Source organism: Alcaligenes sp. GCM10023179, from assembly GCF_042653705.1.
GTDB classification, from domain to species: Bacteria; Pseudomonadota; Gammaproteobacteria; order Burkholderiales; family Burkholderiaceae_B; genus Alcaligenes; species Alcaligenes phenolicus.
Map to the genome: position 1 here is coordinate 2,016,644 of NZ_JBHSIQ010000001.1, position 23,223 is coordinate 2,039,866.

23 protein-coding genes and 3 riboswitches are annotated in these 23,223 nt (G+C 56.1%); of the genes, 13 read left to right on the plus strand and 10 right to left on the minus strand.

Annotated features, from left to right (window positions below):
• Positions 1 to 406 precede the first annotated feature (406 nt).
• Complete coding sequence (locus ACFPDR_RS09105) at positions 407 to 940, plus strand: AAA family ATPase (protein ID WP_376911032.1); 534 nt, start codon at positions 407 to 409, stop codon at positions 938 to 940.
• 207 nt (positions 941 to 1,147) lie between these two features.
• On the opposite strand, the gene ACFPDR_RS09110 is transcribed toward ACFPDR_RS09105, so the two are convergent.
• From ACFPDR_RS09110 to ACFPDR_RS09130, 5 genes are all read right to left on the minus strand, one after another.
• Positions 1,148 to 1,783, minus strand: a complete 636-nt coding sequence (locus tag ACFPDR_RS09110) for a riboflavin synthase subunit alpha (RefSeq protein ID WP_376911033.1) — start codon at positions 1,781 to 1,783, stop codon at positions 1,148 to 1,150.
• A complete protein-coding gene (locus ACFPDR_RS09115; protein ID WP_181900152.1) occupies positions 1,783 to 1,950 on the minus strand; it encodes a hypothetical protein in 168 nt (55 codons plus the stop codon). Before ACFPDR_RS09115 ends, ACFPDR_RS09110 begins: the two co-directional genes overlap by 1 nt.
• A riboswitch (FMN riboswitch) is annotated at positions 1,935 to 2,079 on the minus strand. Its footprint overlaps the gene before it by 16 nt.
• Before the next feature lie 58 nt (positions 2,080 to 2,137).
• Positions 2,138 to 2,887 (minus strand): SDR family NAD(P)-dependent oxidoreductase, encoded by a 750-nt coding sequence (locus ACFPDR_RS09120; RefSeq protein WP_009458283.1) that lies wholly within the window; start codon positions 2,885 to 2,887, stop codon positions 2,138 to 2,140.
• Between the two features lie 152 nt (positions 2,888 to 3,039).
• Positions 3,040 to 4,332: an LLM class flavin-dependent oxidoreductase gene (locus ACFPDR_RS09125; RefSeq protein WP_035273191.1), complete on the minus strand. Its 1,293-nt coding sequence runs from the start codon at positions 4,330 to 4,332 to the stop codon at positions 3,040 to 3,042.
• Positions 4,329 to 5,111 carry a 3-oxoacyl-ACP reductase gene (locus ACFPDR_RS09130; RefSeq protein ID WP_257113548.1) on the minus strand — a complete coding sequence of 261 codons (783 nt, stop codon included), beginning with the start codon at positions 5,109 to 5,111 and terminating at the stop codon, positions 4,329 to 4,331. Before ACFPDR_RS09130 ends, ACFPDR_RS09125 begins: the two co-directional genes overlap by 4 nt.
• A gap of 50 nt (positions 5,112 to 5,161) precedes the next feature.
• A riboswitch (TPP riboswitch) is annotated at positions 5,162 to 5,259 on the minus strand.
• A 66-nt stretch (positions 5,260 to 5,325) separates the two neighbouring features.
• A riboswitch (TPP riboswitch) is annotated at positions 5,326 to 5,433 on the plus strand.
• 141 nt (positions 5,434 to 5,574) lie between these two features.
• On the opposite strand from ACFPDR_RS09130, the gene ACFPDR_RS09135 reads away from it, so the two are divergent.
• Positions 5,575 to 7,014 carry a sodium:solute symporter family protein gene (locus ACFPDR_RS09135; protein ID WP_035273195.1) on the plus strand — a complete coding sequence of 480 codons (1,440 nt, stop codon included), beginning with the start codon at positions 5,575 to 5,577 and terminating at the stop codon, positions 7,012 to 7,014.
• 76 nt (positions 7,015 to 7,090) lie between these two features.
• Here ACFPDR_RS09135 and ACFPDR_RS09140 read toward each other — a convergent pair whose 3' ends face one another.
• The 3 genes from ACFPDR_RS09140 to ACFPDR_RS09150 all read right to left on the minus strand — a co-directional run bounded on the left by ACFPDR_RS09140 (position 7,091) and on the right by ACFPDR_RS09150 (position 9,275).
• On the minus strand, positions 7,091 to 7,936 hold the full coding sequence (locus ACFPDR_RS09140; RefSeq protein ID WP_115633629.1) for an OmpA/MotB family protein: 846 nt from the start codon (positions 7,934 to 7,936) through the stop codon (positions 7,091 to 7,093).
• A gap of 4 nt (positions 7,937 to 7,940) precedes the next feature.
• Positions 7,941 to 8,756, minus strand: a complete 816-nt coding sequence (locus ACFPDR_RS09145; RefSeq protein WP_009454185.1) for a motility protein A — start codon at positions 8,754 to 8,756, stop codon at positions 7,941 to 7,943.
• Positions 8,757 to 8,894: 138 nt separating this feature from the next.
• A complete protein-coding gene (locus ACFPDR_RS09150; RefSeq protein WP_009454187.1) occupies positions 8,895 to 9,275 on the minus strand; it encodes a flagellar protein FlhE in 381 nt (126 codons plus the stop codon).
• A 247-nt stretch (positions 9,276 to 9,522) separates the two neighbouring features.
• Between ACFPDR_RS09150 and pbpG the strand changes: the two genes are divergently transcribed.
• From pbpG to ACFPDR_RS09180, 6 genes are all read left to right on the plus strand, one after another.
• Positions 9,523 to 10,527, plus strand: a complete 1,005-nt coding sequence (gene pbpG / locus ACFPDR_RS09155) for a D-alanyl-D-alanine endopeptidase (RefSeq protein WP_088452837.1) — start codon at positions 9,523 to 9,525, stop codon at positions 10,525 to 10,527.
• 10 nt (positions 10,528 to 10,537) lie between these two features.
• A complete protein-coding gene (locus ACFPDR_RS09160) occupies positions 10,538 to 11,452 on the plus strand; it encodes a LysR family transcriptional regulator (RefSeq protein WP_035273204.1) in 915 nt (304 codons plus the stop codon).
• 158 nt (positions 11,453 to 11,610) lie between these two features.
• Positions 11,611 to 12,600, plus strand: coding sequence for a Bug family tripartite tricarboxylate transporter substrate binding protein (locus ACFPDR_RS09165; RefSeq protein WP_021446611.1), 990 nt, complete (start codon positions 11,611 to 11,613; stop codon positions 12,598 to 12,600).
• A 44-nt stretch (positions 12,601 to 12,644) separates the two neighbouring features.
• Positions 12,645 to 13,604 (plus strand): succinylglutamate desuccinylase/aspartoacylase domain-containing protein, encoded by a 960-nt coding sequence (locus ACFPDR_RS09170; protein ID WP_376911034.1) that lies wholly within the window; start codon positions 12,645 to 12,647, stop codon positions 13,602 to 13,604.
• Between the two features lie 119 nt (positions 13,605 to 13,723).
• Positions 13,724 to 14,617, plus strand: coding sequence for an NRDE family protein (locus tag ACFPDR_RS09175; protein WP_035273207.1), 894 nt, complete (start codon positions 13,724 to 13,726; stop codon positions 14,615 to 14,617).
• Positions 14,614 to 15,033, plus strand: a complete 420-nt coding sequence (locus ACFPDR_RS09180; RefSeq protein ID WP_009454198.1) for a carboxypeptidase-like regulatory domain-containing protein — start codon at positions 14,614 to 14,616, stop codon at positions 15,031 to 15,033. Before ACFPDR_RS09175 ends, ACFPDR_RS09180 begins: the two co-directional genes overlap by 4 nt.
• Here the strand turns inward: ACFPDR_RS09180 and ACFPDR_RS09185 are convergent.
• The gene (locus tag ACFPDR_RS09185) at positions 15,020 to 15,634 is read right to left on the minus strand and encodes a tRNA-uridine aminocarboxypropyltransferase (RefSeq protein WP_268378394.1); all 615 of its coding nucleotides are present in this window, start codon (positions 15,632 to 15,634) and stop codon (positions 15,020 to 15,022) included. The two genes, ACFPDR_RS09180 and ACFPDR_RS09185, sit on opposite strands and share 14 nt — an antisense overlap.
• A gap of 114 nt (positions 15,635 to 15,748) precedes the next feature.
• Between ACFPDR_RS09185 and imuA the strand changes: the two genes are divergently transcribed.
• The 5 genes from imuA to ACFPDR_RS09210 all read left to right on the plus strand — a co-directional run bounded on the left by imuA (position 15,749) and on the right by ACFPDR_RS09210 (position 21,863).
• The gene (gene imuA, locus ACFPDR_RS09190) at positions 15,749 to 16,486 is read left to right on the plus strand and encodes a translesion DNA synthesis-associated protein ImuA (RefSeq protein ID WP_254003174.1); all 738 of its coding nucleotides are present in this window, start codon (positions 15,749 to 15,751) and stop codon (positions 16,484 to 16,486) included.
• Positions 16,487 to 16,523: 37 nt separating this feature from the next.
• A complete protein-coding gene (locus ACFPDR_RS09195; RefSeq protein WP_268378392.1) occupies positions 16,524 to 17,726 on the plus strand; it encodes a Y-family DNA polymerase in 1,203 nt (400 codons plus the stop codon).
• Entirely contained in the window at positions 17,723 to 20,920 is a 3,198-nt protein-coding gene (locus ACFPDR_RS09200; protein ID WP_268378391.1) for an error-prone DNA polymerase, read from the plus strand. Before ACFPDR_RS09195 ends, ACFPDR_RS09200 begins: the two co-directional genes overlap by 4 nt.
• Positions 20,921 to 20,985: 65 nt before the next feature.
• Positions 20,986 to 21,447, plus strand: coding sequence for a GatB/YqeY domain-containing protein (locus tag ACFPDR_RS09205; protein ID WP_009454206.1), 462 nt, complete (start codon positions 20,986 to 20,988; stop codon positions 21,445 to 21,447).
• Complete coding sequence (locus ACFPDR_RS09210; RefSeq protein ID WP_009454207.1) at positions 21,444 to 21,863, plus strand: PaaI family thioesterase; 420 nt, start codon at positions 21,444 to 21,446, stop codon at positions 21,861 to 21,863. The genes ACFPDR_RS09205 and ACFPDR_RS09210 overlap by 4 nt, the downstream gene beginning before the upstream one ends.
• Before the next feature lie 129 nt (positions 21,864 to 21,992).
• Here ACFPDR_RS09210 and ACFPDR_RS09215 read toward each other — a convergent pair whose 3' ends face one another.
• A complete protein-coding gene (locus tag ACFPDR_RS09215) occupies positions 21,993 to 23,093 on the minus strand; it encodes an alkene reductase (protein ID WP_376911035.1) in 1,101 nt (366 codons plus the stop codon).
• Positions 23,094 to 23,223: the final 130 nt, after the last annotated feature.

Here is a 23,223-nt window from a genome sequence, read left to right on the forward strand (position 1 = left end):
CAATAAGGGATCACACTAGCCTATTGAAAAACAAGTCATTTTTTGCGCACTGATTGTAGAGACACTGACAATATGCTTGCTTCTGTTCGGATTTCTGAACACGACAAAATCAAAACAGACGGAAACCCGAACAGAAGTCATCGAACTGTGCGGCTGTGGGTTTTATCCTGCTGTATTACCATGCGGTTTCCTCTCAAAATCGCTCCCCTTTTTGTTGGAGACTTTCTTTTCAATGGCTGGAAGTTATTTCCGTTAATTGCATTTTATTTTCTATAATGGATACCATGGAGATAGGCGGTTAGGTGTTTGTGTACACCCGGATCGGCTTTATTATTCCTACATCCGGCTTCAGTTTCGGGGCTTGAACACGCCTGTATAAGTCTTCACCTTCTACTGACCTACTCTTATGAACCCTTTTGTTCTTATCTCCGGCTGCTCTGGTGGCGGCAAATCTACTCTGTTATCCGAGCTGCAGAATCGTGGCTATACGGTTATCCAGGAACCTGGGCGACGTATCGTGCAGGAACAACTGGCCAGCGGTGGCTCTGCCCTTCCCTGGCTGGATATGGAGGCCTTCCTGAATGAAGCGATAAAGACCGCGCAAGATGACTATTCCAGCGCTCCGAAAGATGGTGGCTGGGTGTTTTTTGATCGAGGCTTGATTGATGCGGCCGCAGCTTTGCAGGAATTAAAGGGAACGCCACTGCTGGATGAACTCAGCAAGACCAGCCCTTATCATTCACAGGTATTTTTAACGCCGCCCTGGCCTGAAATATACGAGGCTGATCCAGAACGTCGTCACGATATGAACGCTGCTTTGCGTGAGTATGAGCGCTTGGAGCGTGTTTATCCCCTACTGGGATACCAAGTGAGCCTGCTGCCCAAAACAAGCGTAGAAAAGCGTGCTGATTTTGTCTTGAAGACGCTAACTCAAGTGTGAGTACTGCTTTGTTATGCAAAGTGTCGATCACTAGAAGGAGCAGGTTCACACGGCTCTGTACTCCGCTTTCGGGCTGCGTTTCACTCCAGGCTTTGTCCACAAGCCCCAAAGCATCCAGTACCGCAACAGAGACAGTAAAAGCCCCGCATAAAAAAAGAGCCGCCAGTCTTAAAACTGACAGCTCTTTTTACTTCATTTAGGCGTCAATCAGCCTTTCAAACCAGGCATCACACGTGTCAACGTGCCTGCAACCGTACGCTCCAGCACATCGACCAGCACAACCGTCTGCTGATCCACTTCGATATTGAGCTTATCGCCCACCTTGTAGCGTGAGAACGTCGTCTGGCGCAAGGTTTCGGGAATCAGGTTGATGGTCACAACACCGTCTTCCACATCCGCCACAGTCAAGCTGCAGCCATTCACGCCCAGAAAACCACGCGGAAACACGTATTTCGCCCAATCTTCCGGCATCTGAAAACGCAGACGGTTACCGGCCTCGGTAATGCTCAGTTCCAGCACTTCAGCCGTCGTTGCGATATGGCCAGCCATCACATGGCCGCCAATTTCCTCGTTTAACTTGGCCGATCGTTCGATATTGACCAGATCACCCGTTTTGAGTGTGCCCAGATTTGTGCGCTCCAGCGTGACGGGAATCGCATCAAAGGTGACTTTAGGGCCGGAGATGCTGGTCACGCTCAGGCATGTGCCTTCCACGCTGACACTGGCACCCAGTTGCAGATCCACCAGCAGCTCGTCAGTGAAGTCAATTTCAAACTCGGTACGGCCCAGCTCGGCCCTGACCGCAGTAAGAGGACGAACTGCTTTAACAATTCCGGTATACATCAGCACGCTCCTTCGCAGAATTCATGCAAAAGACCAACGGCTAATGCAGGGGAGATTTTCAGATTTTTCATTTGAACGCATCCTTGATTAAACAATGCGTCCTCCGGGCAGCAATAAAACACGCCGCTGCCTTGATCACAAGGCAGCGATGCTTCATCTTCTTTCATCCGGACTCTGACCGTCGGCCCAGGTTTCTCACCTGATCTGCTGACCTTTCCCTGGCGGAAAGCGCTCGCGGGCTGGGGAGTAGCTCCCTTACCGCCGGTGGGGAATTTCACCCCGCCCTGAAGACGTTTGCAGTGTAAGACCGGAGCCCAAGTCTAATCAAGCCAGACCCGCGCCCGGTCGCCACGTTTAAGCCTTGCGATGCACGCTCAAGCCTGCAAAGCTTTGCGCCACTGGCATCAACTCGATGTAGTTGACGTTCATATGGGCAGGCGCGTTCATGATCCAGGCAATGGTATTGGCGATATCGTCAGGCGTGAGCGCATCCACGTTCTGGTACAACGCAGCGGCTTTGTCTTTATCGCCCAGACGCACAGTCGAGAAGTCCGTACCGGAACACAGGCCAGGAGCCACGGTAGAAACACGAACTGCGGTACCCGACAGGTCGGCGCGCAGGTTCAGGCCCAGTTGATGCACAAAAGCCTTGGTAGCACCATACACATTGCCGCCTGCATAAGCGTATTCGCCCGCAGTCGACCCCAGATTAATGATGTGGCCCTGATTGCGCTTGACCATACCCGGCAGCAAAGCGTGCGTAATGTGCAACAGCGCGCTGATATTGGTGGCCACCATGGTGTCCCACTGATCCATCTTGGCGTCTTGCGCCTTGTCCACGCCCAGTGCCAGACCGGCATTATTGATCAGCACATCAATATTAGGAAAACGAGCTGTCAGATCAGCCAGAACCGCTTCTGCTCGCGCACGATCGGTCAAATCCACGCTGACCGGTACAAAACGCTCGCCCAGCTCGGCGGCCAGGGCATCGAGCTTGTCCTGGCGACGCGCCAGACCCAGCACGGTGTGTCCTTCAGATACCAATTTACGGGCAAGCGCAGCCCCAAACCCTGAGGAGGCCCCGGTGACAACGGCGGTTTTCATAGTGCGATCCCTATACAGCTCGCTGCTCGTTAAGCAGGCGACAATTAAAGCATTAAGGATAGCAAACTTCAGGCACGTCGTAGCCTCTTCACCCTAGGGAAAAAGCGGACAAATCCGTCTATGGAAATGCCCGCTTTTTTCTTGCCCTGGCATCAGGCGGCAGGCCGCTCCAGGCCCAGGTGGCCGCGCAGGGTCGCATGCTCGTATTCCTGACGGAACAGCCCGCGTTTTTGCAGAACCGGAATCACCTGCTCAACAAAGTCACGAATGCCATTGGGCAAGGAAGGCGGCATCAGGTTAAAACCATCCGCGCCTTCGTTGCGCCACCATTGCTCAATCTGATCCGCAATGGACTCCGGCGTACCGACCATGGTGCAGTGACCGCCGCCAGCAGCGATTCGGCCCAGCAACTGGCGCACTGTCGGTTTTTCCATTTCCACAATGCGCAGCATGGTGGCATAGCGCCCTTTGGGGCCTTTGAAGCTTTCCAACGGCGGCAGCGGTGGCACTGGCGCATCCAGCTCCCAATTCATGCAGTCCTGGCCGACAAACATACCCAGCTGACGCAAGGATGTCTCGGCGGGTAGCAATTCGTCCAGCTCTTGCTGCTTGCGGCGCGCCTCTTCCATGGTGGAGCCCACATAGGTCACCAAACCCGGCATCACGGGCACATCCACGCCGCGGCCCGCTTCACGCACGCGTCGTTTGATATCGCGGTAATAGGATTGGGCCGAGGGCAAGTCATAAGCCACAGCGTAAATAGCCTCCGCTTTGCGCGCGGCCAAATCACGGCCTTGCTCAGAAGCACCTGCCTGAAACAGCACCGGCTGGCCTTGCGGCGAACGTGGCAAGGTCAAGGGCCCATCCACCAGGAAGTGATCGCCCTTATGCAGGATCTGGCGAACCTGATCCACTTTGGCGTAATCGCCCTTTCTGTCCATGACCAAAGCACTGTCGCTCCAGGAGTCGAACAGTTGCAATGCGGTATCGACAAACTCTTCAGCCCGCGCATAGCGCCAAGCATGATCGGGCATGGCTTCGTAGCCGTGGTTACGCGCTTCCGAGTCAAACATGGATGTCACCACGTTCCAGCCCATCCGCCCATTGGATACATGATCCAAAGAGCACAACATGCGTGCCGCCACAAACGGCGTGTAGAAGGTACTGGAAACGGTACTGATCAAACCGATACGTTCGGTGGCTCGCGCCAGCGCAGCCATCATGGTCAAGGGTTCGAGGAACCAGCGCGGACCATCGGACACGTTATCGCTGGACTGACCATCGGCAAAGAAAATAGCATCCAGCTTGCCACGCTCGGCAATCTGGGTCAGCTCTTCGTAAAACCGGACATCGCCTAAACGTTCGACCTGAGAATCGGGATGGCGCCAGGCTGCTTTGTGATGCCCGCAGCCCATAATGAACAAATTGAAATGCAGCTGCCTCATCCGTTTTTCACCAATCCACCGTCAACAACCAGATTCTGTCCTGTTACGGCACGCGCCCACGGACCGGCGAAGAACAAGGCCGCATCGGCAAATTCCTCGGGCGTGGTCACGCGGCGCAAGGGTGTGCTGGCCGCAATCAAGTCAAACACCGCTTCGGGCGTGGCCGAGGACGCGTCGGTTGTGCGCAGCAAACCACCGGAAATCATGTTCACGGTAATCTGATCGGGCCCCAGATCGTGCGACAAGGTGCGTGTCATGGACAACAAGGCCGCCTTGGCCGCAGTGTAATCGTGGTAAGGCACCACGGGGTTCTGAAACAGGTTCGTGCCGATATTGATAATGCGGCCAAAACCGGCTTGCTTCATGCCCGCCAACGCAGCCTGCGTTGTATTCAAGGCACCGCCCACAATGCCTTCCAGTTGCTGGTTCAGCTGCGACCACGTCAAGGTGTCGGCGTGAGGGCGAGCATCGCCATTGAAGGAGAACTCGGGCAAGGCATTATTGACGACGGTAGTGACGGGCTGGCCAAAGTGCGCCTGCGCCTTGGCAAACAAGGCTTGTACCGAAGCCGCATCCGTCACGTCCGCTTGCACGGCCAGACATTGCTGCGGAAATTCGTCCGCCAGCGCCTGAGCGGCTGCTTCACTTTTCAGGTAATTGATCACAACTTTTGCGCCCTGGCCTGCAAAGGCGCGTACCAGACAAGCCCCCAGGCCGCGTGCGCCGCCGGTGACCAGAACAAGTTGTTGAGAGAGTTCCGAGACGTGTTCCACAGACATGACATTCCTTGCAAGATTTCGGCGAGGATGTCGACCTGCTTGAGACGCAGGGCCATGGATTCGGACATCCCTTCGCCAGTATGAGCTGGATCAGGTTCGACGGGTTTTATCTCAGCCCTTCCCAAGAAGGACACCCCGTGCCGCAGGCAGACCATAGCATAAATCGGACTCAACCGTATTATTGACATTTGAAAGAAGCTCTCCTACTCTTCTAGCCTGTTCCTGGGGGAGTCCTTAACGGGCTGAGACTCCGCATTCAAGCGGTAACCCTTAGAACCTGATCCGGATCATGCCGGCGAAGGGAAAGGAAACGCGGCCTGGCAGCCTGCCCGCTCTTGTCTGAGCGGCGCATTCACAAGCTCACACGCCCCATTTCAATCCCTCCATTTTTCTGCGCCCTGCTCTGGCACCCTGCCAGACTGGCCGGTTTGTGCCTGTTCAAACAGGCTTTTGGGGAGATCTCATGCTGGACCAAAGTGCCACCCTCCTGTGGCTCATCGTTTTTTCCGCTGCTTTTGCCTTGGCTGGGGTGCTGTACGCCCGCCACTACAACAGTTCCCTGGAAGACTTTGTGGTGGCTCGCAACAGCCAAAGCTCGGTCGCTACCATTCTGACTTTATTGGCCTCCTCGCTGGGTGCCTGGATTCTGTTTTCGCCCGCACAGGCAGCCAGCTGGGGCGGTTTAAGCGCTGTCATCGGCTATGCCATTGGCTCCATGTCGCCCCGTCTGGCCATGATTCCACTCGGCAAGCGCATGCGCGAATTGCTGCCTCGCGGCCATAGCCTGAGCGAGTTTGTCATCGCCCGCTACGGTCGTCCCATGTATGCGCTGACCCTGGTCATCATGCTGTTTTACATGTTCATCTCCATGACGGCAGAAATCACCGCCATGTCCAAGATGATTACCTTGATTGCCCCGATTCCTTTATGGGTCACGGCCAGCATTGTGTTGCTGGCCACGCTGATCTACACCTCTTACGGCGGGCTGCGCGCGTCCATCTTCACCGACAAGGTGCAGATGTTTGTGATTCTGCCCATGCTGTTCCTGATCGTGATGTTCGGCTGGCAGGCGGTGGGCGGCCCGGTACAGTTGTTTGACAGCGTGAAACTGGAAGCCCCACGCCTGATCGAGCTTAGCGATCCCGTAGGCGTGAAGGCTGGCCTGACGTTCTTTGTCGCCATCTTGCTGACCGGCCTGTTTCACCAAGGTAACTGGCAACGTATCTATGCCGCCAAAGACACCAAGTCCATGCGTCGCGGCTTTTTGTTGGGCGGCTTGTTTGTAGCACCTTTCATTTTTCTGATGGGCCTGTTTGGCCTGGCCTTTGTCGGTCTGGGCTCGCCCGGTGACAGCTCCGTGGCCTTGTTCAATGTAATTTTGCCGCACGTACCTGTCTGGTTCCTGGTGCTGCTGATTCCGTTAGGCCTGTCCCTGGTCATGAGCAGTGCCGATACCGCAATCAGCGCTGTCTCCAGCCTGATTGCCGTGGACTTGAGCCGCATCATGCCGCATCGCAACACCGCTCAAATGATGAGTCTGGCGCGTTCCCTGATCTGGATTTGCTCCATCCCTGTGCTGTACGCCTCCTCACAAGGCTTTAGCGTACTGTACTTGTTCCTGCTGGCGGACTTGCTGTGCTCGGCAGCGGCCTTCCCGGTTTTCTTTGGCCTTTACAGCCGCCGCTACGATGGCTTTACGGCCACCATCAGCACCATCGGTGGTCTGGTCGCCGGTCTGGCCGTATTCCCGCGCCCCAATGGTCCTATGGATTACTTGCTGGAGTCCTTCCTGCTGGCCGCGATTGTGCCGGTAGTGATCAGTGTTCTGGTCATGCCCTTGCGTCGTCACCTGCCCAAGTTCGATCTAGGGTCTCTGGCTTCCTCCACGCGCGTACTGGACTAAGTCAGATGCGCCGAGTTTCGGCTTGAAACAAAAACCCCGGTTTGTATGTTGCAAACCGGGGTTTTGTTTTAAAGGCTTATGGGACCGGGCTTTCAGGCTGTGCTTGGGGAGTCTGCACAATAATTTCAACCCGTCGATTCGTCGCACGGCCTTGCGAGGTGCCGTTATCCCCCAAAGGCCGGGTATCGGCATAACCGACAGCGCTCAGTCGCTGGCTGCCAATTCCGTTGGCTTCCATATAACGCACCACACTACCGGCACGCGCACCTGATAGTTCCCAGTTGGATGGGTAGCGATAACTACGAATCGGCACCGAGTCCGTATGACCTTCAATCACAATAGGATGGGTGGATTTCTGCAGTACGGCAGCCAGTTGGCGTAATACCGTCAAACCTTCCAGCCCCAGATCCGCACCGCCCGAGTTAAACAGAATTTCGCTATTGATACGAAAGCTCACGGATTGGTCGTTCATGACCACATCAATATTGTCGCCCAATCCGTCCAGATCCAGACCGTGATTGCCTTTGCCTTGTCCTTCACCCTGACCAGAGTCCGGGAAGAGGCCTGCCCCAGCAGGCAGCAAGCCGGCTCCGTCCTTGCCTGCTTGCGCCACGACCGTAGCCCCTCCCTGCCCTTGTCCCTGCGCCGCCGTTTGTGCCCGCTTACCCGCAAAGGACAGCATCACAATCATCAAGACCAGCAACAAGGTCATCATGTCCAGATACGTGGTCAACCAGGCTTCTTCTTCCTCGGGCACCGCCAGCCCTGGATCATTCCAGGGGCGGCTACGACGACGACTGCCCAGATTGCTGGCCAGTTGTTGTTCGATTTTGGCACCGCGAGCTTGCTCCAGTTCCTTTTGCAAGGCTTTCTGGCGGTCAGCAAGTTCACCCAAAGTCAGGTCCTGCTCCATGTTTCCCATGGGATCAGCCCCGTTCCGGAGCCGGGTCCGCATCATCGTCGCGGCCGCCCCGGTCATTGATCTCGTCCTGATACTGAGCCATGAAGGAGTTCAGCGTCTCACGCATCAAGGCCGGGCCACGGCGCTGGCTCATCATGGACACACCTTGCATGATCATGTTCATCAGAACCACACGCTGTTCGGTACGACGCTCCAGCTTCACCGCCACGGGCTTGAAGACCAGATTGGACAGCAGCACGCCGTAGAACGTCGTCATCAAGGCCAGAGCCATTTGCTGACCAATAGACGTAATGTCGCCATCGCCCAGCAAAAACATCAGGTTGACCAGGCCAATCAGCGTGCCGACCATACCGAAGGCGGGCGCGAAGCTGGCCATCAAACGGAACAATTGCGCTTCTGCATGTTCACGAGCACGCAAACGGCTGATACGCCATTGCAAAAGGTCTTCAATATCTTCCTGGGGTGCCCGATCAATCACCAGCTGAACGCCGGTTTTCAGAAAAGGGTTGGCCACTTTTTCCAGTGCCTCTTCCACCGCGCGAATATCCCCCATCATCCACAGGCGGGAGATATTGATCAGCTCGTCCATATCCTGCTGGGTATACAGGCGTTCATTGCGCAGCACGGTGCCGATCAGACCAAAAATACGGACAACTTCGCTTAAGGGATAACTGATGAACGTCGCGGCCAAGGTACCTACCAGCACCACGGCCAGACTGGGCAGGTCCACAAACAAGGCGGGGTTTTCTGCCGTAAAAAACAAGATCACGGCAAACAGCAGCACGCTGGCTACGATGCCGATCAGAGTAGAGGGGTTCATGCACAAGTCCTGGTTATGGCCCGATGGGCATCAGGACTACATATCGGCAGTACGGCAGGTTTCTTTAGGCCTGGACTTTGAGGTGGATCAAGTACAAGAGTAATTAAATCGTTTATTGGGAGACCGCCTCATTTCAGGCTAGCGCTGGTAATTCACCCGTATCGAGGCCTGCACACGCACAGGCTCTGTGCTACCCGCCCAGCTCCACACCTCATGCACCAGCACAAAGCCAAGACGCGCATCCTGACCGGCAAAGGCCCTGGTACTTAATACCGAACCATTCATGTCCACACAGGAGCCGCCTTGCAAGCACAAACGGCTTTTCAGAATGGCGCGCCCATTGTGGTGATAACTGACTTCCACCTTGCCTATGCTTGAAGCCTGTGCTCGCACCGCCTCTGCGGGCAGGAAGCTTTGCTGGGTGCTGGGCGAGCTGGTGGTGATGGCATTGCTAAGCTGTTCCCCGTCCCAGGCCAAGGAGGCAGCATGACTGGCCAGCGGTAATGAAACCAGGACCATAGAAAGCAGGAATCGATTTAAAAAACTGTTTATAAAAACAGGTTTTTTATTATTTTGGACTTTCAGAAAAAACATAGGCTGTGTTTTTATACAGATAAAAATAAGTTTCTTAATGATACCGCGCAGACATCTTAATTTTTTTTTAACTTTGAGCCGTAAGATACTAATATAAAGAGGATTTTTTCTGGTAGCATAAGCGCATAAATTCTCTCCGCCCTTCTGTTTCTCGCCTACCGGGAACTGAAAAATGCCTCAGACCAGAACAAATAAATTCATTCGACGTGCGCTATGTGTTTTATTTTTAGCGCCTTTTTCGATTTCGTCCTTTGCGCAGACACTGGCGCTGGCCGAGCCATCCACACTGGATGAAGCCACAGCCGCCATCAGCTACAACGTGCCGCATCTGGTTTTCGAGAAAAACCTGCAGCCTATCAGCTATAGCGAGAACGATAGCCGCCGCGCGCTTAATGCCCTTAAACACGACGCCCTGATCCAGCACGCGGCCCTGCGTTCGGAAATTGCCTTTGTGCAGGATCTGGAATCGTCTACTGTGCTGTACCAGAAAAACAGCGACGCCGTTCGTCCCATTGCCTCCATCTCCAAGCTGATGACAGCCCTGGTCGTGGCTGAATCCGGCCTGCCCATGGATGAAATGCTGGAGATCATCGACGAAGATGTGGACCGCGTCAAATATTCCAGCTCGCGTCTTAGCGTTGGCTCCAAACTGAGCCGTGCCGACATGATGCATCTGGCCCTGATGTCGTCGGAAAACCGGGCTGCCCACGCATTGGGGCGCAGCTATCCCGGTGGCTTGTCTGCTTTTGTGCGCGCCATGAATGACAAGGCACGTGCCTTGGGTATGCGCAATACGCGTTTTGTAGAGCCTACCGGCTTGTCCAGCGACAACGTATCCAGCCCGCGTGATTTGGTCAAGTTGCTGACGGCCACCAGCCAGCATGCCCGTATCCAGCAATACACCACGAATGATCAATACTCCGTGCAGCCTGTACGTGGTCGCCAACTGGTGTTCAACAATACCAATCGTTTGGTGAAAAACGCCAATTGGGATATTCAGGTCTCCAAAACCGGCTTCATCAACGAAGCGGGCGAATGCCTGGTAATGCTGACCAAGATCGAAGATCGTGAAGTGGCTATTGTGCTGCTGAACTCCTCGGGACGTTACTCGCGTATCGGTGACGCCGTACGTATCCGCGATCTGGTTGAAAAATCCAACGGCTTGGCCATGCTGTAAGACGCCCTTCGTGCCCCAGCTCAAACTGCTTGAAGACTTCGTAACCCTGGCTCGTGCGGGCAGTTTTGTTCGGGCAGCAGAGCAACGCCACGTCACACATCCAGCATTTGGACGCCGCATTCGGGCCTTGGAAACATGGGTAGGCACACCCTTGGTGGAGCGCAGCAGCCTGCCCATCACGCTAACGCCGGAAGGACAGGTGTTTTACAACACGGCCAATCAAGTGCTGGAACAACTGAACCGCGTTCGTCGGCAATTGCAGGCCTCGGATCAAGCCGGACAAGGCAGCTTGCGCATTGCTACCGGCCGTAGCCTGGCACGCACCTTGGTCACGGACTGGGTCAGCCGTCTGCAAAAAGGCAGCCACGCCCCTTTGTCGGCCCATGTGCCTATCGACATCAGCACCGGCATGATGGCCGATATGGCCAAGCTGTTGGCCCAAGGCAAAACCGACTTTCTGTGCTGTTATGAACACCCGGCCTTGTCAATTGAACTGCTGGCCGAGCAAGTGACGTATATGACCATCGCCACTGACAAATTGGTGCCTACCTGTCAGCGCCGCAAGAACGGCACACCTTTATATGAACTCAATGCCGATAGCGGACGCAGCATTCCTTTGATTTCATATTCAGGCGGCTTGGCTATGGCCCGCATTCTGGGTGACAAGCTGCACCACTTTCCCTATCCCCTGGTCAGCACGGTGCGTTGCGATTCTCTGGATACGGCAATGGGCTCGGTATTGAAAGGCATGGGCGTAGCCTGGTTACCCCTGTCCATGATTGCCAATGAATGTCGTCGCGGCACGCTGGTGCAATTGGGCGGCAAAGGCGACGAGATTGCCTTTGAAGTTCGTCTGTATCGCTCCCGAGCCCCGCTCTCGGATCTGGCAGAGTCCGTCTGGGCCTTCACCCAGCAGGGGCGATAAACACACAAACAACCGAAAAAGCACGCCTATGTGCTGTAACGGCACATCGCAAGTAGCCACAGCAGACACAATACCCTTTCATAACTAAGGATAAACAGGCCCGCAGCGCGCACACTGGCCGCTGCTTGGAAACCTATCCATCGAACGGGGAGCACATCATGTCTTTTTCTTTTCCCAAGCGCAGCTTGGTCCTTGGCATTCTGGGCGCCTGTAGCCTCTTGCAAGCCTCAATCAGCCACGCCGACACCTACCCCTCACGCAGCCTGACTCTGGTCGTGGGTTATCCCGCCGGAGGCAGCGTGGATCTGACTGCCCGCCTGCTGGCCGAAGAACTCAGCAGCCGTTTGGGCCAAAGCGTCGTCGTGGAAAACGCAGGCGGTGCCGGTGGCACCATTGGTGCTCAACGCGTGCAACGTGCGGCTGCCGACGGCTATACCCTGCTGCTGGGTTCTACCAACGAGATGATCATCGCCGGCATGATCAACAAAGCCGTGCGCTACGACGGGCAAAAAGACTTCACGCCTATTGGCATGATTGCCTCCCAGCCCTTGTTGCTGGCAGCCTCCAAAGAGTCCGGTATTCGCTCCGCGGCAGACTATGCGCAAAAGCTGCGGGCAGCCAAACCGGAAGCCTTCAGCTTTGGTTCCTCCGGCGTAGGTACTACCTTGCACCTGGCCGGTGAAATGGTGAACGCCTCGACCGGCACCACCGCCATGCACGTGCCCTACCGTGGCGTCCCACCCCTGGTTTCGGATTTGATGAGCGGTCAACTGGATACAGCTTACCTTGTGCTGTCCTCGGGCCTGTCACAAGCTCGCGCAGGCGCCATCGTGCCTTTGGGCATTACCGAAACCCATGCCTCTCCTGCTGCCCCGGAGATCCCGCCCCTGGCCGATACGCCCGGCTTTGAAAAGGTCGACATCAACGTCTGGTTTGGTTTGTATGGCCCCAAGGATTTGCCTGAATCCGTCACCAGCACCTTGCGTCAGGCTCTGGACAGCAGCCTGCAATCGGCCAACTTGCAAGAGAAAATGCAATCCAATGGAGCCACGCTTTACGCCCCCGGCATGAACGCGGCAGAGTTCCAGGCCAAAGAGGTCGACAAATATGCTCGTCTGGTCGAACTGGCCAAGCTGCAAGCCGAATAAAACACATGGGCCCCGGCTAGCTGCTGGGGCGCTGGAGTCTTTCCATGCAATTTTCTCTTTCCTTGCCTGACATTCAAGAAGAGCGTCAGGGCAATACCGGTGTCCCTGGAATCTGGTGCCTGGACTCGGGCGAAGCGGGCCGTACCGTAATGATCAGCGCCCTGATTCATGGCAACGAACTTTGTGGGGCCTGGGCCTTGAAAGCCGTGTTGGCCAGTGGCCTGGAGCCCCGTCGTGGCAAGCTGATTCTGGCCTTTTGCAATCTGGACGCCTTTGATCGCTTTGATCCTGAGCAGCACGATGCCAGCCGCTACGTGGACGAAGACATGAACCGCGTCTGGAGCGATCAGAAGCTGGCTCAAACACAGACACAAGAGCAGCGCCGTGCACGAGCGATTTTGCCTTGGCTGGAACAAGCCGACTGGTTGCTGGACCTGCACTCCATGCATGAACCCAGCGCCCCCTTGTTATTGACTGGCACCTTGGCACGCAATATCGAGCTGGCCCGTACTCTGGGCGCTCCCGAGCATGTGATTGTGGATAGCGGCCATCAGGACGGCGTACGCATGCGCGATTACGGTCGATTCTCGGACCCTGAAGCCCATGAAGCGCGCTCCTTACTATTGGAATGCGGCTTTCATGGCGATCCTGATACACCGGCAATCGCACTGGACCTGATTGCCCGCTTTCTGCTCGCCTCCGAGATTGTGGAAAAAGAGGATTTGCCCTCGGACTGGCGTCGAGCGTCTCCCGATACGCAACGCGTTCTGCAAGTCACCCATGCGATTGTCGCCCCTTCCATGCAAGTCAGTTTTGATCAGAACTGGCAAGGCCTGGAAACCTTGGCCGATGCAGGCACGGCGATCGGCCAAGCTGATGGTCAAGCTTTGCTGACGCCCTACGATAACTGCACCTTGGTCATGCCTTCACTGCGCCAGCTACGTCCGGGTGTCACCGTCGTACGTCTGGCCCAAAACTACGACGCCCTTTCCTGGACGCTTTAAACCTGGTGCCCAAGACCGGAACACCCAGCCTGAAGTGACATTCTCAATCCCGAGAAAAAAAGCGGAACTTGGCGGTACTTTGGCTACCAAAGCCTGCATAGCCATCCTACAATCGGCACATGTGCATCGCTTATATCGCCGTCGGAGTTAATGCGGATTGGCCGCTGATTATTGCTGCCAATCGCGACGAATATCATGCTCGCCCCAGCCAAGCGGCTCAACCTTGGCGGGACGAGCCCGATATTCTGGCGGGTCGGGACCTGCAAGCCGGGGGCACCTGGCTGGGCCTGACACAAAGCCGTGGACGGCTAGCCTTGCTGACCAATTACCGCGAAGCCCCCAGCAACAAAAACAGCAAGCAACGCTCACGCGGCGAACTGATCCCCCAGTTTCTAAGAGACGAGCGCAGTCCCGCCGACTATCTGGAACAACTCGCCCAGGAAGGAGCCGATTACGCAGGCTTCAATCTTTTTGTGCTGGAATGGCCGGACAAGCAACAGCCTTTACGCATGGGCTATTACAGCAACCGTCATCCCAGTGGCAGCCCGCACATGCTGGAACCAGGCGTACATGTTCTGAGCAATGCCTGGCTTAATACACCTTGGCCCAAAAGCCTGTTCCTGAAAGAAACCCTGCAGGCACAGCATTTTGATGGCTCGCCACCAGCGGTAGAAGGCTTGTTCCAGGGTTTACGCAATCAGGAAGTCGCAGCCGATGCCGACTTGCCCCAAACCGGCTTAAGTCTTGAGCACGAACGCTTGTTAAGCAGCCCGTTTATTGTCAGCCCCAATTACGGCACTCGCTGCACCACCGTCATCACTATGAATCAGCGCGGACATGGAATGCTGCGTGAACGCAGTTTCAATCCGCAGGCAGAACCGACCCGTCAGCATGACTGGCCTTTGTTGTGGCCCAGCTTTCATCCTGACAGCCAGCCCCACCCCTCTCATAACAGCAACAGGGCCCCTGAGGGCCCGCTTAGCCACCTTACTTCAAGCAAGGAAACCTCATGAGTCCTCGTCTTTCATTGATCGGCATTGCCATGTCGCTGGCCTTATTGAGCAGCCCCATTGTGCACGCCCAGGAACTGCCCCCCAGCCAGTATTACGGTTCAACCGAATACATCAGCGGCGGCATAGGTAGTGATGAAGCCCAGCTGTTTCGCATGGTGCGCAACACCTTTCCCTTATCCGTGAACTTTTCAGCCAACCAGGGTGAGCGCGTCGGCTATATCTCCGATGTGCAGCTGGTTATCCGTAACAGCAACGACCAAACCGTGCTGAACAGCCTGATCGACGGCCCCTACTGCCTGATCCGTCTTGGCCCCGGCAATTACAAGGTATTTGCCACTTACCAGGGCCAGACCCAGGAGCGTCAGGCCACTATTGTTGAAGGCCAGCCCCGCGAACTGAACTTCACCTGGAAGTAGGATAGTTACGCTGATACGTCTCCAGGCCCATGGCCTGGATTTGCTCTTCAATCAACTGCTCGAAGGGCCGGAGCAAAGGGCTGAAATCCCGCTCCGGCTCCATAATCTGCATCAGCCGGACAATTGCTTCCAAGGTCGACACAGCCTGCGGGTCGGGCGCTTTACGCAGTCTGTAGCGCGACGCCTGTCCTTCAGGCAATACCCAATACGGCAGGGCTTGCAAAACCGGATTGCTGTGCAAGATCAGGCGTGCCTTGCGCCAGGTGCCATCTGGCACCACGATCAGATCCGGCTTCTCCTCTGGGCCTGTTGAGCCCGCCACCTTGGCTTCTGGTCCCGGAAACAGCAAAATCGGACGATGCGCCTGTGCCAGCCGGGCCTCCAGCCCAGCAAACTGCTCTCCCACCCAGAGCTCTGTCCCCTTCAAACCCAAATACGCCAAGCGCGCAGTATTAAGCGCATGCCGGGCTTCGGAATGGTGCTGCAAAATCAGCACAGGACACGCCGCTTCTATCGAAGGGATCAAGGGACACAAGCAACGAGCCAAAGGCCGCTGACACTGTGCACAGCGGCCTGGTCGGGTAGAAGGGGAAGAATTCATGCGAGAGCGCCAAACAGAAGGCCACAGTATATAAAAGTTCTGCTTTGAAACAGATGCCTGGTTTGCTGGCAAACAGATTTACTGTATATTTATACAGCAATCAGGAGCATACCTATGGCAAGCGCACTTCGTTCCCTTTTAGATCTTCACCCTTCCCTTTGGACAGGCAAGCATTATGCGCATGCCGCAGGCACTTGCCTGCCCAGCGGGTTTGCCGCCCTGGATGACGAACTGCCAGGAGGCGGCTGGCCTGTGGGCAGTCTGATCGAACTGCATGCACAGCAAGACAGCAGTGCCTTGTCCTTGTTGTTGCCAGTCTTGAATACGCTGCAGGCAGAGCGCTTGCGTGTTTTAGTCGCCCCGCCCTATCAACCCATGCAACAACTGTGGCGTGGTACTCCTGTTACGAACGAGCAAAACAGCTCATCAGAAAACGCCTTGCCCGCCCGCATGCTCTGGATACGCAGCCAGCACCTGAACGATACCTTGTGGGCCAGTGCCCAGGCCTTGCGTCACGGCCACTGTGCGGCTGTGCTGAGCTGGCTGCCTGCCCATGTGCCTTTAGCGGCCTTGCGTCAACTACAGCTATTAGCCAGCCATAGCGACAGCCTGTTTTTTTGTTTACGTCCGGCGCACAGTCAGACCAACAGCCCCGCCCTTTTGCGTCTTGAACTTCAGACTCGCCAAGACCAGCAGGGGCAGCCCTGGCTGGATGTTCATATCCGCAAACGACGGGGGCCTCCGTGCAAGGACAGCATTGCGTTGGCCCCTCACCACACCCTGATGCCGCCAGCGGCCATTCCGTCTCATGTACCTGTGCCTGCGACTGCCCCAGAGCCTGCTTACGCCTGAGGCCAGCCCAAAACAGCAGAACGGTATTCAAGCCGTTATGCTGCGCTACAGCCCTCAGCTGGCACAGGTTCAAGCCGATTTATGGGTACTGAATATCAGTGCCAGCATCCGACTGTTTGGTGGTTTGCGTCGTCTGTACCAACAGGTCCGGGCTGACTTGCAAGCCCTTATTCCCGAGCCCTGCCTGGCCCTGGCACCCACTGCCCGTGCGGCCTGCTTGCTGGCTTTATCCGGACGCAAGCAGCGCCGTTGTGCACGACGTTTGCAGGCCTGTCTGAACCCGCTTCCCATCCACTTATTGGCTCCGCCTGCCGACCAGCTGCAATGGTTGCATAGTCTGGGCTGCCATACCCTGGGCCAGTTGCACCAACTCCCCCGCGATGGTCTATCCCAGCGCGGGCTGCGTGCCCTGCTGTTGCAGTTGGACCAAGCCTACGGCACACAAAGCTGGGCGTTGGAATGGGTGCATGCCGCCCCGCAATTTACAGACAAGCTGGAGATGGATACGCCATCCAATAACAAACCCACCATCTTGCGGGCCGTAAATCGCCTATTGATCAAGCTGGAGGCCTGGTTGAATCAGTACCAGTTGGCTTGTGGACGTCTGGAGCTGGTACTACGCACAGAAAGATACAAGGACTACCCCACGACCACCCGCCTGGAGTTGCAAATGGCCCGGTCCTGCTGGCGTAGCCAGGACTTTTTGCCCGTATGGCAAGAACAGTTCCAGCAACTGCAATTACAGGCGGCCGTACAGAGCATGGTGCTGCAGGCACAGCAACTACACCCGCGCCAAACTCATGCCAGCAGCCTGTTTCCCGATGCGCGTCATTGGCAAGAGCAGGATCAACAACTGTTGGAGCGCTTGCAGGCCAGGCTGGGGGCTGAACAGATTTTGACACCTGCCGCCCAAGCCAGCTATTTGCCTGAACAAGCGAATCAATGGCTCCCCTTGTCCCGCAGCCAGCCCCCCGATGCGGACCGTCCGGCTTTGCAACGTCCATGCTGGATGCTGGACCCGGCTCAGCCCTTACAACACGATCAGCAATCTCCGCTTCTGGATCAGCAGCGCTTGCGCCTGGTTCAAGGCCCGGAGCGGGTACAGACAGGCTGGTGGAGCGGCACCGGGCATCAGCAGCGGGACTACTTTATTGCCCTGTGTCCGCAGGGGCGTTTGTATTGGGTTTATCGAGACTTGAGCCAGGAGCATGCCTGGTATCTGCACGGAGTCTTTGGATGAAACCCCATATAGACCTGCTGTATTCCGAACTGGACTGCCTGTCCAATTACAGCTTCTTGAATGGCGCGTCCCACCCCGAAGAGCTGATCAGCCGCGCTGCCGAATTGGGCTACAAGGCGCTGGCCTTATGCGATTACGCCTCCATGGCCGGTGTGGTGCGCGCTTATGCGCAGGCCAAGTTGCATCCGGAAATTCGTCTGTTGGTTGGAAGTCGGTTCCGCTTTACGGGGGGGTGGGACAATCAGCGCCCACAAGTCGCCAAGGCTGAGACAAGAACCTGCAACGACACTCAGACCCATGAGCTGCTGATTCTGCCGCGCAACAAGGAAGGCTACGGCAATCTCTGTCAATTCATCTCGCACCTGCACCAATCACTGGACTTGAAGCAGGAAGCCTCGATTGACTGGTCTTTTTTGCAACAAGCCCGCCAAGGTTCCCAACAACAGGTTCTGCCAGACTGTCTTGTCATCTACAAGCCGGCCTATGGCTTGGATAGCGAGCACATCCGTCTTCAAACACAGCATTTGCTGGACCTGTTTGCAGGCCGACTGTTTTTAGGCATCAGTCTGCATAGGCGCGATCAGGACATGCAGCATTTGCGCGCCGTCAGGCTGGCAGCGCAGGCATGTGGATTACGCTGTGCCGCGTTAGGCGGCGTCCATATGCACGTGCGCTCTCGCCAGCCTTTGCACGATACTTTGGCAGCCATACGCCTGAAAACACCTGTGCAAGAATGCGGCTGGTCCCTGGCCAGCAATGCAGAACATCACTTACGCAGTCGTTTCCAACTGGCCAATCTTTACCCGGCCGAACTGCGTGAGACCACCGATCACATCCAGGAGCTATGCCAGTTTTGTTTAAGTGAAATCAAGTACGAGTACCCGGTCGAGATTGTCCCGCCCGGTCTCAGTGGCATTGAGTATCTGCGACAGGAAACCGAGCGTGGCGCGCAAAAGCGCTACCCCAAAGGGATTAGCGACAGCTTGCGCACGCGCCTGGAAGAGGAACTCAGCCTGATTGCAGACCTTCAATACGAGTCCTACTTTCTGACTTTGCATGACATCGTCAGTTACGCGCGCAGTCAGGGGATTTTGTGCCAGGGCCGAGGCTCTGCCGCCAACTCGGCCGTGTGCTACTGCCTGGGCATTACTGAAGTTGATCCTGCCAGCAGCCATACCTTGTTTGCGCGCTTCATCAGCCGCGCACGGGCTGAACCGCCCGATATTGATGTGGACTTCGAGCATCAGCGTCGCGAAGAGGTTATTCAATACATTTACCGCAAATATGGCCGACAACGAGCAGCCTTAACAGCGGTGATCACCACCTATAGACGCCGCAGCGCCTTGCGGGACACCGGCAAGGCGCTAAGCATTCCTTCCGCCTTGATCGAGGCCTTGATTCAATGCGACCGTGCCTGGCTTAAAGACAGCCACATTCAGGATGAAGTCCTGGCACGCTTTCCCGAATGCCCGCCAGAGCAAGCGCATCAATGGTTGTCCTTGACCCGCCAGCTGATGGGCTTTCCACGTCACCTGTCCCAGCACCCTGGCGGTTTTGTAATTTCACAAACACCCTTGCACAGGCTGGTGCCGATTCAAAACGCCGCCATGCCAGGGCGCAGCGTTGTGCAATGGGACAAGGATGATCTGGATGTGCTGGGTTTGCTGAAAGTCGATATTCTGGCCTTAGGTATGTTGAGCGCCTTGCGTCGCTGCCTGGACAGTATCAGCCAGCAAAAAGGCAAACCATTCCGCTTGCAGGACATCCCTTTGCACAGCGCCAAAACCTTTCGGATGATACGGCGCGCTGACACCATAGGCGTGTTCCAGATCGAGTCCCGCGCCCAGATGAGCATGTTGCCGCGCCTGCGTCCCAAATGCTTTTACGACTTGGTGGTGCAAGTGGCCATTGTGCGCCCCGGCCCCATTCAAGGGGGCATGGTGCATCCTTATCTGGAACGCCGTCGCGACCACAGCAAAGTCGACTACCCCGCTCCCGAAATCCGCCATGTGCTGGAACGCACCCTGGGCGTGCCTATTTTTCAGGAGCAGGCCATGGAACTGGCCATGGAGGCGGCGGGTTTCTCGGCTGACAAAGCGGACGCCTTGCGGCGGGCCATGGCGGCCTGGCGTCGTCGTGGCGGTTTGGGGCCTTTTGAGCAAGAGCTGCTCGATGGCATGGCTGCCAAAGGTTATGCCCCCGAATTTGCCCAGCGCCTGTTCGATCAGATCAGCGGTTTTGGGGAGTACGGTTTTCCGGAAAGTCACTCGGCCAGTTTCGCCAAACTGGCCTGGTTCAGCGCCTATCTGAAAGCACGTTACCCGGAGCACTTTCTGACGGCCTTGCTGAACTCTCAACCCATGGGTTTTTACGGCCCCAGCCAATTGGTCCAGGATGCACGCCGTCACGGCGTTCAGGTCTTGCCTGTTGATGTGCAATACAGCCTGTATGACAGCCACGTGTGTTCCGAGCTTGGCGGCCCGCCTCAGGTACGTCTGGGCCTGCACATGGTCAAAGGCTTGAGCGAGCAAGGCGCCCAAGCCATCGTGAGTTACCGGCAAAGCCACCCGGACCGTACGCTGAATCTGGCCTGCTTGCGCCAGGAACTGGCCCTGTCAGCCCACGATCAGCAAGCGCTGGCCCAGGCCCATGCTTTACGCAGTGCTTATAGCCAACGCCGCCACAGTGTTTGGGATGCCCGGCGCCCCAGTCAGGCGGGCTTGCTGAGCCATGCTGAAACGCCGGAGCACACCCCGGATTTGCCACGAGCCAGTGTGGGGCTGGAAGTGTTAAGTGATTATCAGGCCGTGGGCTTGAGCCTGAATCGTCACCCCCTGTCCTTGCTACGCACACAGTTGTCCCCCTTGCGATTCTCCACCGCAGAACAACTCAACCAAGCCTGCCCGGATAGGCGGCTGGCACGGGCCTGCGGGCTGGTGACCACCCGCCAACGCCCCGGCACCGCCAAAGGCACCGTATTTGTAACGCTGGAAGATGAAACCGGCAGTGTCAATGTCATCGTGCGTGAAGAGTTGGCGCAGGCGCAATCTCAGGCCTTGCTTCAATCTCGCCTGCTGGGTGTCTATGGCGTCTGGCAACGGGATGGCAGCGTTTGCCATTTAATTGCCCGCCGTCTGGTATCCATGAATCACCTGATTGGTGATCTGGTCGCACGCAGCCGGGATTTTCAATAATCGGATTTTTCCCTACCCCCGCCCTGCGTTAAACTAGGGCTTTGCCCGTTCAACCAGGAACCACCATGAGTCAAACACTCAAAACCCGTTTAGCTGAAGATATCAAAACGGCGATGCGCGCTCGCGATAGCGGACGCCTGGAGACCTTGCGTTTTCTGCAAGCCGCGATCAAACAACGCGAAGTGGACGAACGTACCGAGCTGGGCGATGCTGAAGTAAGCAGCATCATTGAAAAACAAGTCAAGCAACGCCGCGAATCCATCCAGGCTTTTGAATCTGCTGGCCGTACCGAAAGCGCCGAGAAAGAAAAATCCGAATTGCTGATTCTGCAGGAATACCTGCCACAGCAAGCCGATAGCGCCGAAATTGATGCGACCATTGCCGATGCGATTACCCAGGCTCAGGCTGACGGCGCTCAAGGCCCCGCATTGATGGGCAAGGTCATGGGTCTGGTGAAAGCCAAACTGGCTGGCCGTGCCGATATGTCCCAGGTTTCCGCTCAAGTGAAGCAAAAGCTGAACCCATGAAGCATTTGCAGGCCGAACTGGCGCAGCCCAAACAGGACTTTTTCGGCACACATATCCCCCTGATGCAGCACCTGGGCCTGCAAACCGTTAGCAGCACCGAGCAGGAAGTGATTACTTTTCTGCCCTGGCAAGCCTGTAATGCCAACTCCCGTGCCGATGTGCACGGGGGCACCTTGATGGCGATTCTGGATTTCACCCTTAGCGCCGCCGCACGGGCACAACGTCCTGGCTCAGGGATGGCCACCATAGACATGAACTCGCAGTTTTTACTGCCTGCTCGTGGCGATGTCTGGTTCAAGGCCCAATGCCTGTATCTGGAAGGCGATACCGCTTACTGCGAAGGTGGCGGGTATGACGAGAAGGAACGCTTGCTGGTTAAAGCGGCAGCCACTTTTCGAGTGGTGCGCGGTAGCTGAACACCAGGTGCAATACACCTTAGAAAGTGGCACGCTGCCCCAAACTGCTACCGATCTACAATAAAGCCCATTAAAAAAGCCCGTATCAAACGGGCTTTTTTATTTCCACCTACTTAATCACAGGCAAGCTTAATGCGCCTGCAAATCCTCACCCACAGGCTGATCCCATTCCAGGTTGGATTTCAAAAATGGATAATCCGTATAGCCTTTAGGCCCCTGGGTGTAAAACGAATCCCGATCCCAGCCATTCAAGGGCGCACGCAACTGCAAACGCAAGGGCAAGTCCGGATTGGACAAAAAAGCCTTACCGAACGACACGGCGTCTGCCATGCCTTTGGATAAAGTGGTCTGTGCTGTCGGCAAATCGAAATGTTCGTTAGCGATAATCGCGCCACCAAACTGGCATTTGATCATGGGCAACAAGCTGTCCGAAGCCGGGCTTTCGCGCAGGAACAAAAAGGCAATATCACGGCGATCCAGTTCGCAAGCCACGTACGAGAACAAACGGGCCGGATCGGAATCCTTCATGCCATGCAAGCCACCACGTGGGGACAAATGCACACCGACTCGGCCAGCGCCCCAAATGGCGACACAGGCGTCCACAATCTCCAACAGGAAACGAGCCCGGTTTTCAATTGAACCACCGTAAGCATCCGTGCGGGTATTGGAGCCATCATGCAGGAACTGGTCGATCAGGTAGCCATTGGCACCGTGTATCTCCACCCCATCAAAACCGGCGCTCAGCGCGTTTTGAGCGGCAACGGCAAAGTCGTCCACAATATCGGCAATTTCTTCACTGCGCAGGGCACGCGGCACCACAAAAGGACGTTCCGGGCTTAAATGACTGACCATGCCCTCACAGGCAATTGCGCTGGGCGCAACCGGCATTTGGCCATTCAGAAACTCCGGATCAGACACACGCCCCACATGCCACAACTGCAAGACAATACGGCCACCCTTGGCATGGACGGCTTCGGTAATCGTGCGCCACGCATCTACCTGTGCACTACTCCAGATGCCCGGCGTGTGGGCATAGCCCACACCTTGCGGCGATACCGAAGTGGCTTCGGCTACAATCAGCCCCGCGCTGGCCCGCTGGCAATAGTACATACGCATCAAATCATTGGGCATACGGCCCTCCGAGGCGCGTGCGCGTGTCATGGGCGCCATGATGATGCGGTTCATGAGTTCAATATCACCCAGTTTGATTGGATCAAACAAACTAACCATTGTTTTACACTGTCCACTATTGATGTTTCCGCCAGGGCTTGAACGACACGCGCCCAAGGGAATACCCGATAAGGGTTTTTACCAGATATGTCTTTATACCATCAACGCTTAATTTGGCTTGAAATTGTTT

Excerpts from the sequence above, each read along its gene's own strand:
- ACFPDR_RS09105 (WP_376911032.1), top strand. The coding sequence starts at position 407 with ATGAACCCTTTTGTTCTTATCTCCGGCTGCTCTGGTGGCGGCAAATCT.
- ACFPDR_RS09205 (WP_009454206.1), top strand. The coding sequence starts at position 20,986 with ATGAGTCAAACACTCAAAACCCGTTTAGCTGAAGATATCAAAACGGCG.
- ACFPDR_RS09145 (WP_009454185.1), bottom strand. The coding sequence starts at position 8,756 with ATGAACCCCTCTACTCTGATCGGCATCGTAGCCAGCGTGCTGCTGTTT.
- ACFPDR_RS09110 (WP_376911033.1), bottom strand. The coding sequence starts at position 1,783 with ATGTATACCGGAATTGTTAAAGCAGTTCGTCCTCTTACTGCGGTCAGG.
- ACFPDR_RS09125 (WP_035273191.1), bottom strand. The coding sequence starts at position 4,332 with ATGAGGCAGCTGCATTTCAATTTGTTCATTATGGGCTGCGGGCATCAC.
- ACFPDR_RS09210 (WP_009454207.1), top strand. The coding sequence starts at position 21,444 with ATGAAGCATTTGCAGGCCGAACTGGCGCAGCCCAAACAGGACTTTTTC.
- ACFPDR_RS09175 (WP_035273207.1), top strand. The coding sequence starts at position 13,724 with ATGTGCATCGCTTATATCGCCGTCGGAGTTAATGCGGATTGGCCGCTG.
- ACFPDR_RS09215 (WP_376911035.1), bottom strand. The coding sequence starts at position 23,093 with ATGGTTAGTTTGTTTGATCCAATCAAACTGGGTGATATTGAACTCATG.
- ACFPDR_RS09200 (WP_268378391.1), top strand. The coding sequence starts at position 17,723 with ATGAAACCCCATATAGACCTGCTGTATTCCGAACTGGACTGCCTGTCC.
- ACFPDR_RS09150 (WP_009454187.1), bottom strand. The coding sequence starts at position 9,275 with ATGGTCCTGGTTTCATTACCGCTGGCCAGTCATGCTGCCTCCTTGGCC.
- pbpG (WP_088452837.1), top strand. The coding sequence starts at position 9,523 with ATGCCTCAGACCAGAACAAATAAATTCATTCGACGTGCGCTATGTGTT.
- ACFPDR_RS09165 (WP_021446611.1), top strand. The coding sequence starts at position 11,611 with ATGTCTTTTTCTTTTCCCAAGCGCAGCTTGGTCCTTGGCATTCTGGGC.
- ACFPDR_RS09130 (WP_257113548.1), bottom strand. The coding sequence starts at position 5,111 with ATGTCTGTGGAACACGTCTCGGAACTCTCTCAACAACTTGTTCTGGTC.
- ACFPDR_RS09135 (WP_035273195.1), top strand. The coding sequence starts at position 5,575 with ATGCTGGACCAAAGTGCCACCCTCCTGTGGCTCATCGTTTTTTCCGCT.
- ACFPDR_RS09120 (WP_009458283.1), bottom strand. The coding sequence starts at position 2,887 with ATGAAAACCGCCGTTGTCACCGGGGCCTCCTCAGGGTTTGGGGCTGCG.
- ACFPDR_RS09170 (WP_376911034.1), top strand. The coding sequence starts at position 12,645 with ATGCAATTTTCTCTTTCCTTGCCTGACATTCAAGAAGAGCGTCAGGGC.
- ACFPDR_RS09185 (WP_268378394.1), bottom strand. The coding sequence starts at position 15,634 with ATGAATTCTTCCCCTTCTACCCGACCAGGCCGCTGTGCACAGTGTCAG.
- ACFPDR_RS09195 (WP_268378392.1), top strand. The coding sequence starts at position 16,524 with ATGCTGCGCTACAGCCCTCAGCTGGCACAGGTTCAAGCCGATTTATGG.
- ACFPDR_RS09140 (WP_115633629.1), bottom strand. The coding sequence starts at position 7,936 with ATGGGAAACATGGAGCAGGACCTGACTTTGGGTGAACTTGCTGACCGC.
- ACFPDR_RS09180 (WP_009454198.1), top strand. The coding sequence starts at position 14,614 with ATGAGTCCTCGTCTTTCATTGATCGGCATTGCCATGTCGCTGGCCTTA.
- ACFPDR_RS09115 (WP_181900152.1), bottom strand. The coding sequence starts at position 1,950 with ATGAAAGAAGATGAAGCATCGCTGCCTTGTGATCAAGGCAGCGGCGTG.
- imuA (WP_254003174.1), top strand. The coding sequence starts at position 15,749 with ATGGCAAGCGCACTTCGTTCCCTTTTAGATCTTCACCCTTCCCTTTGG.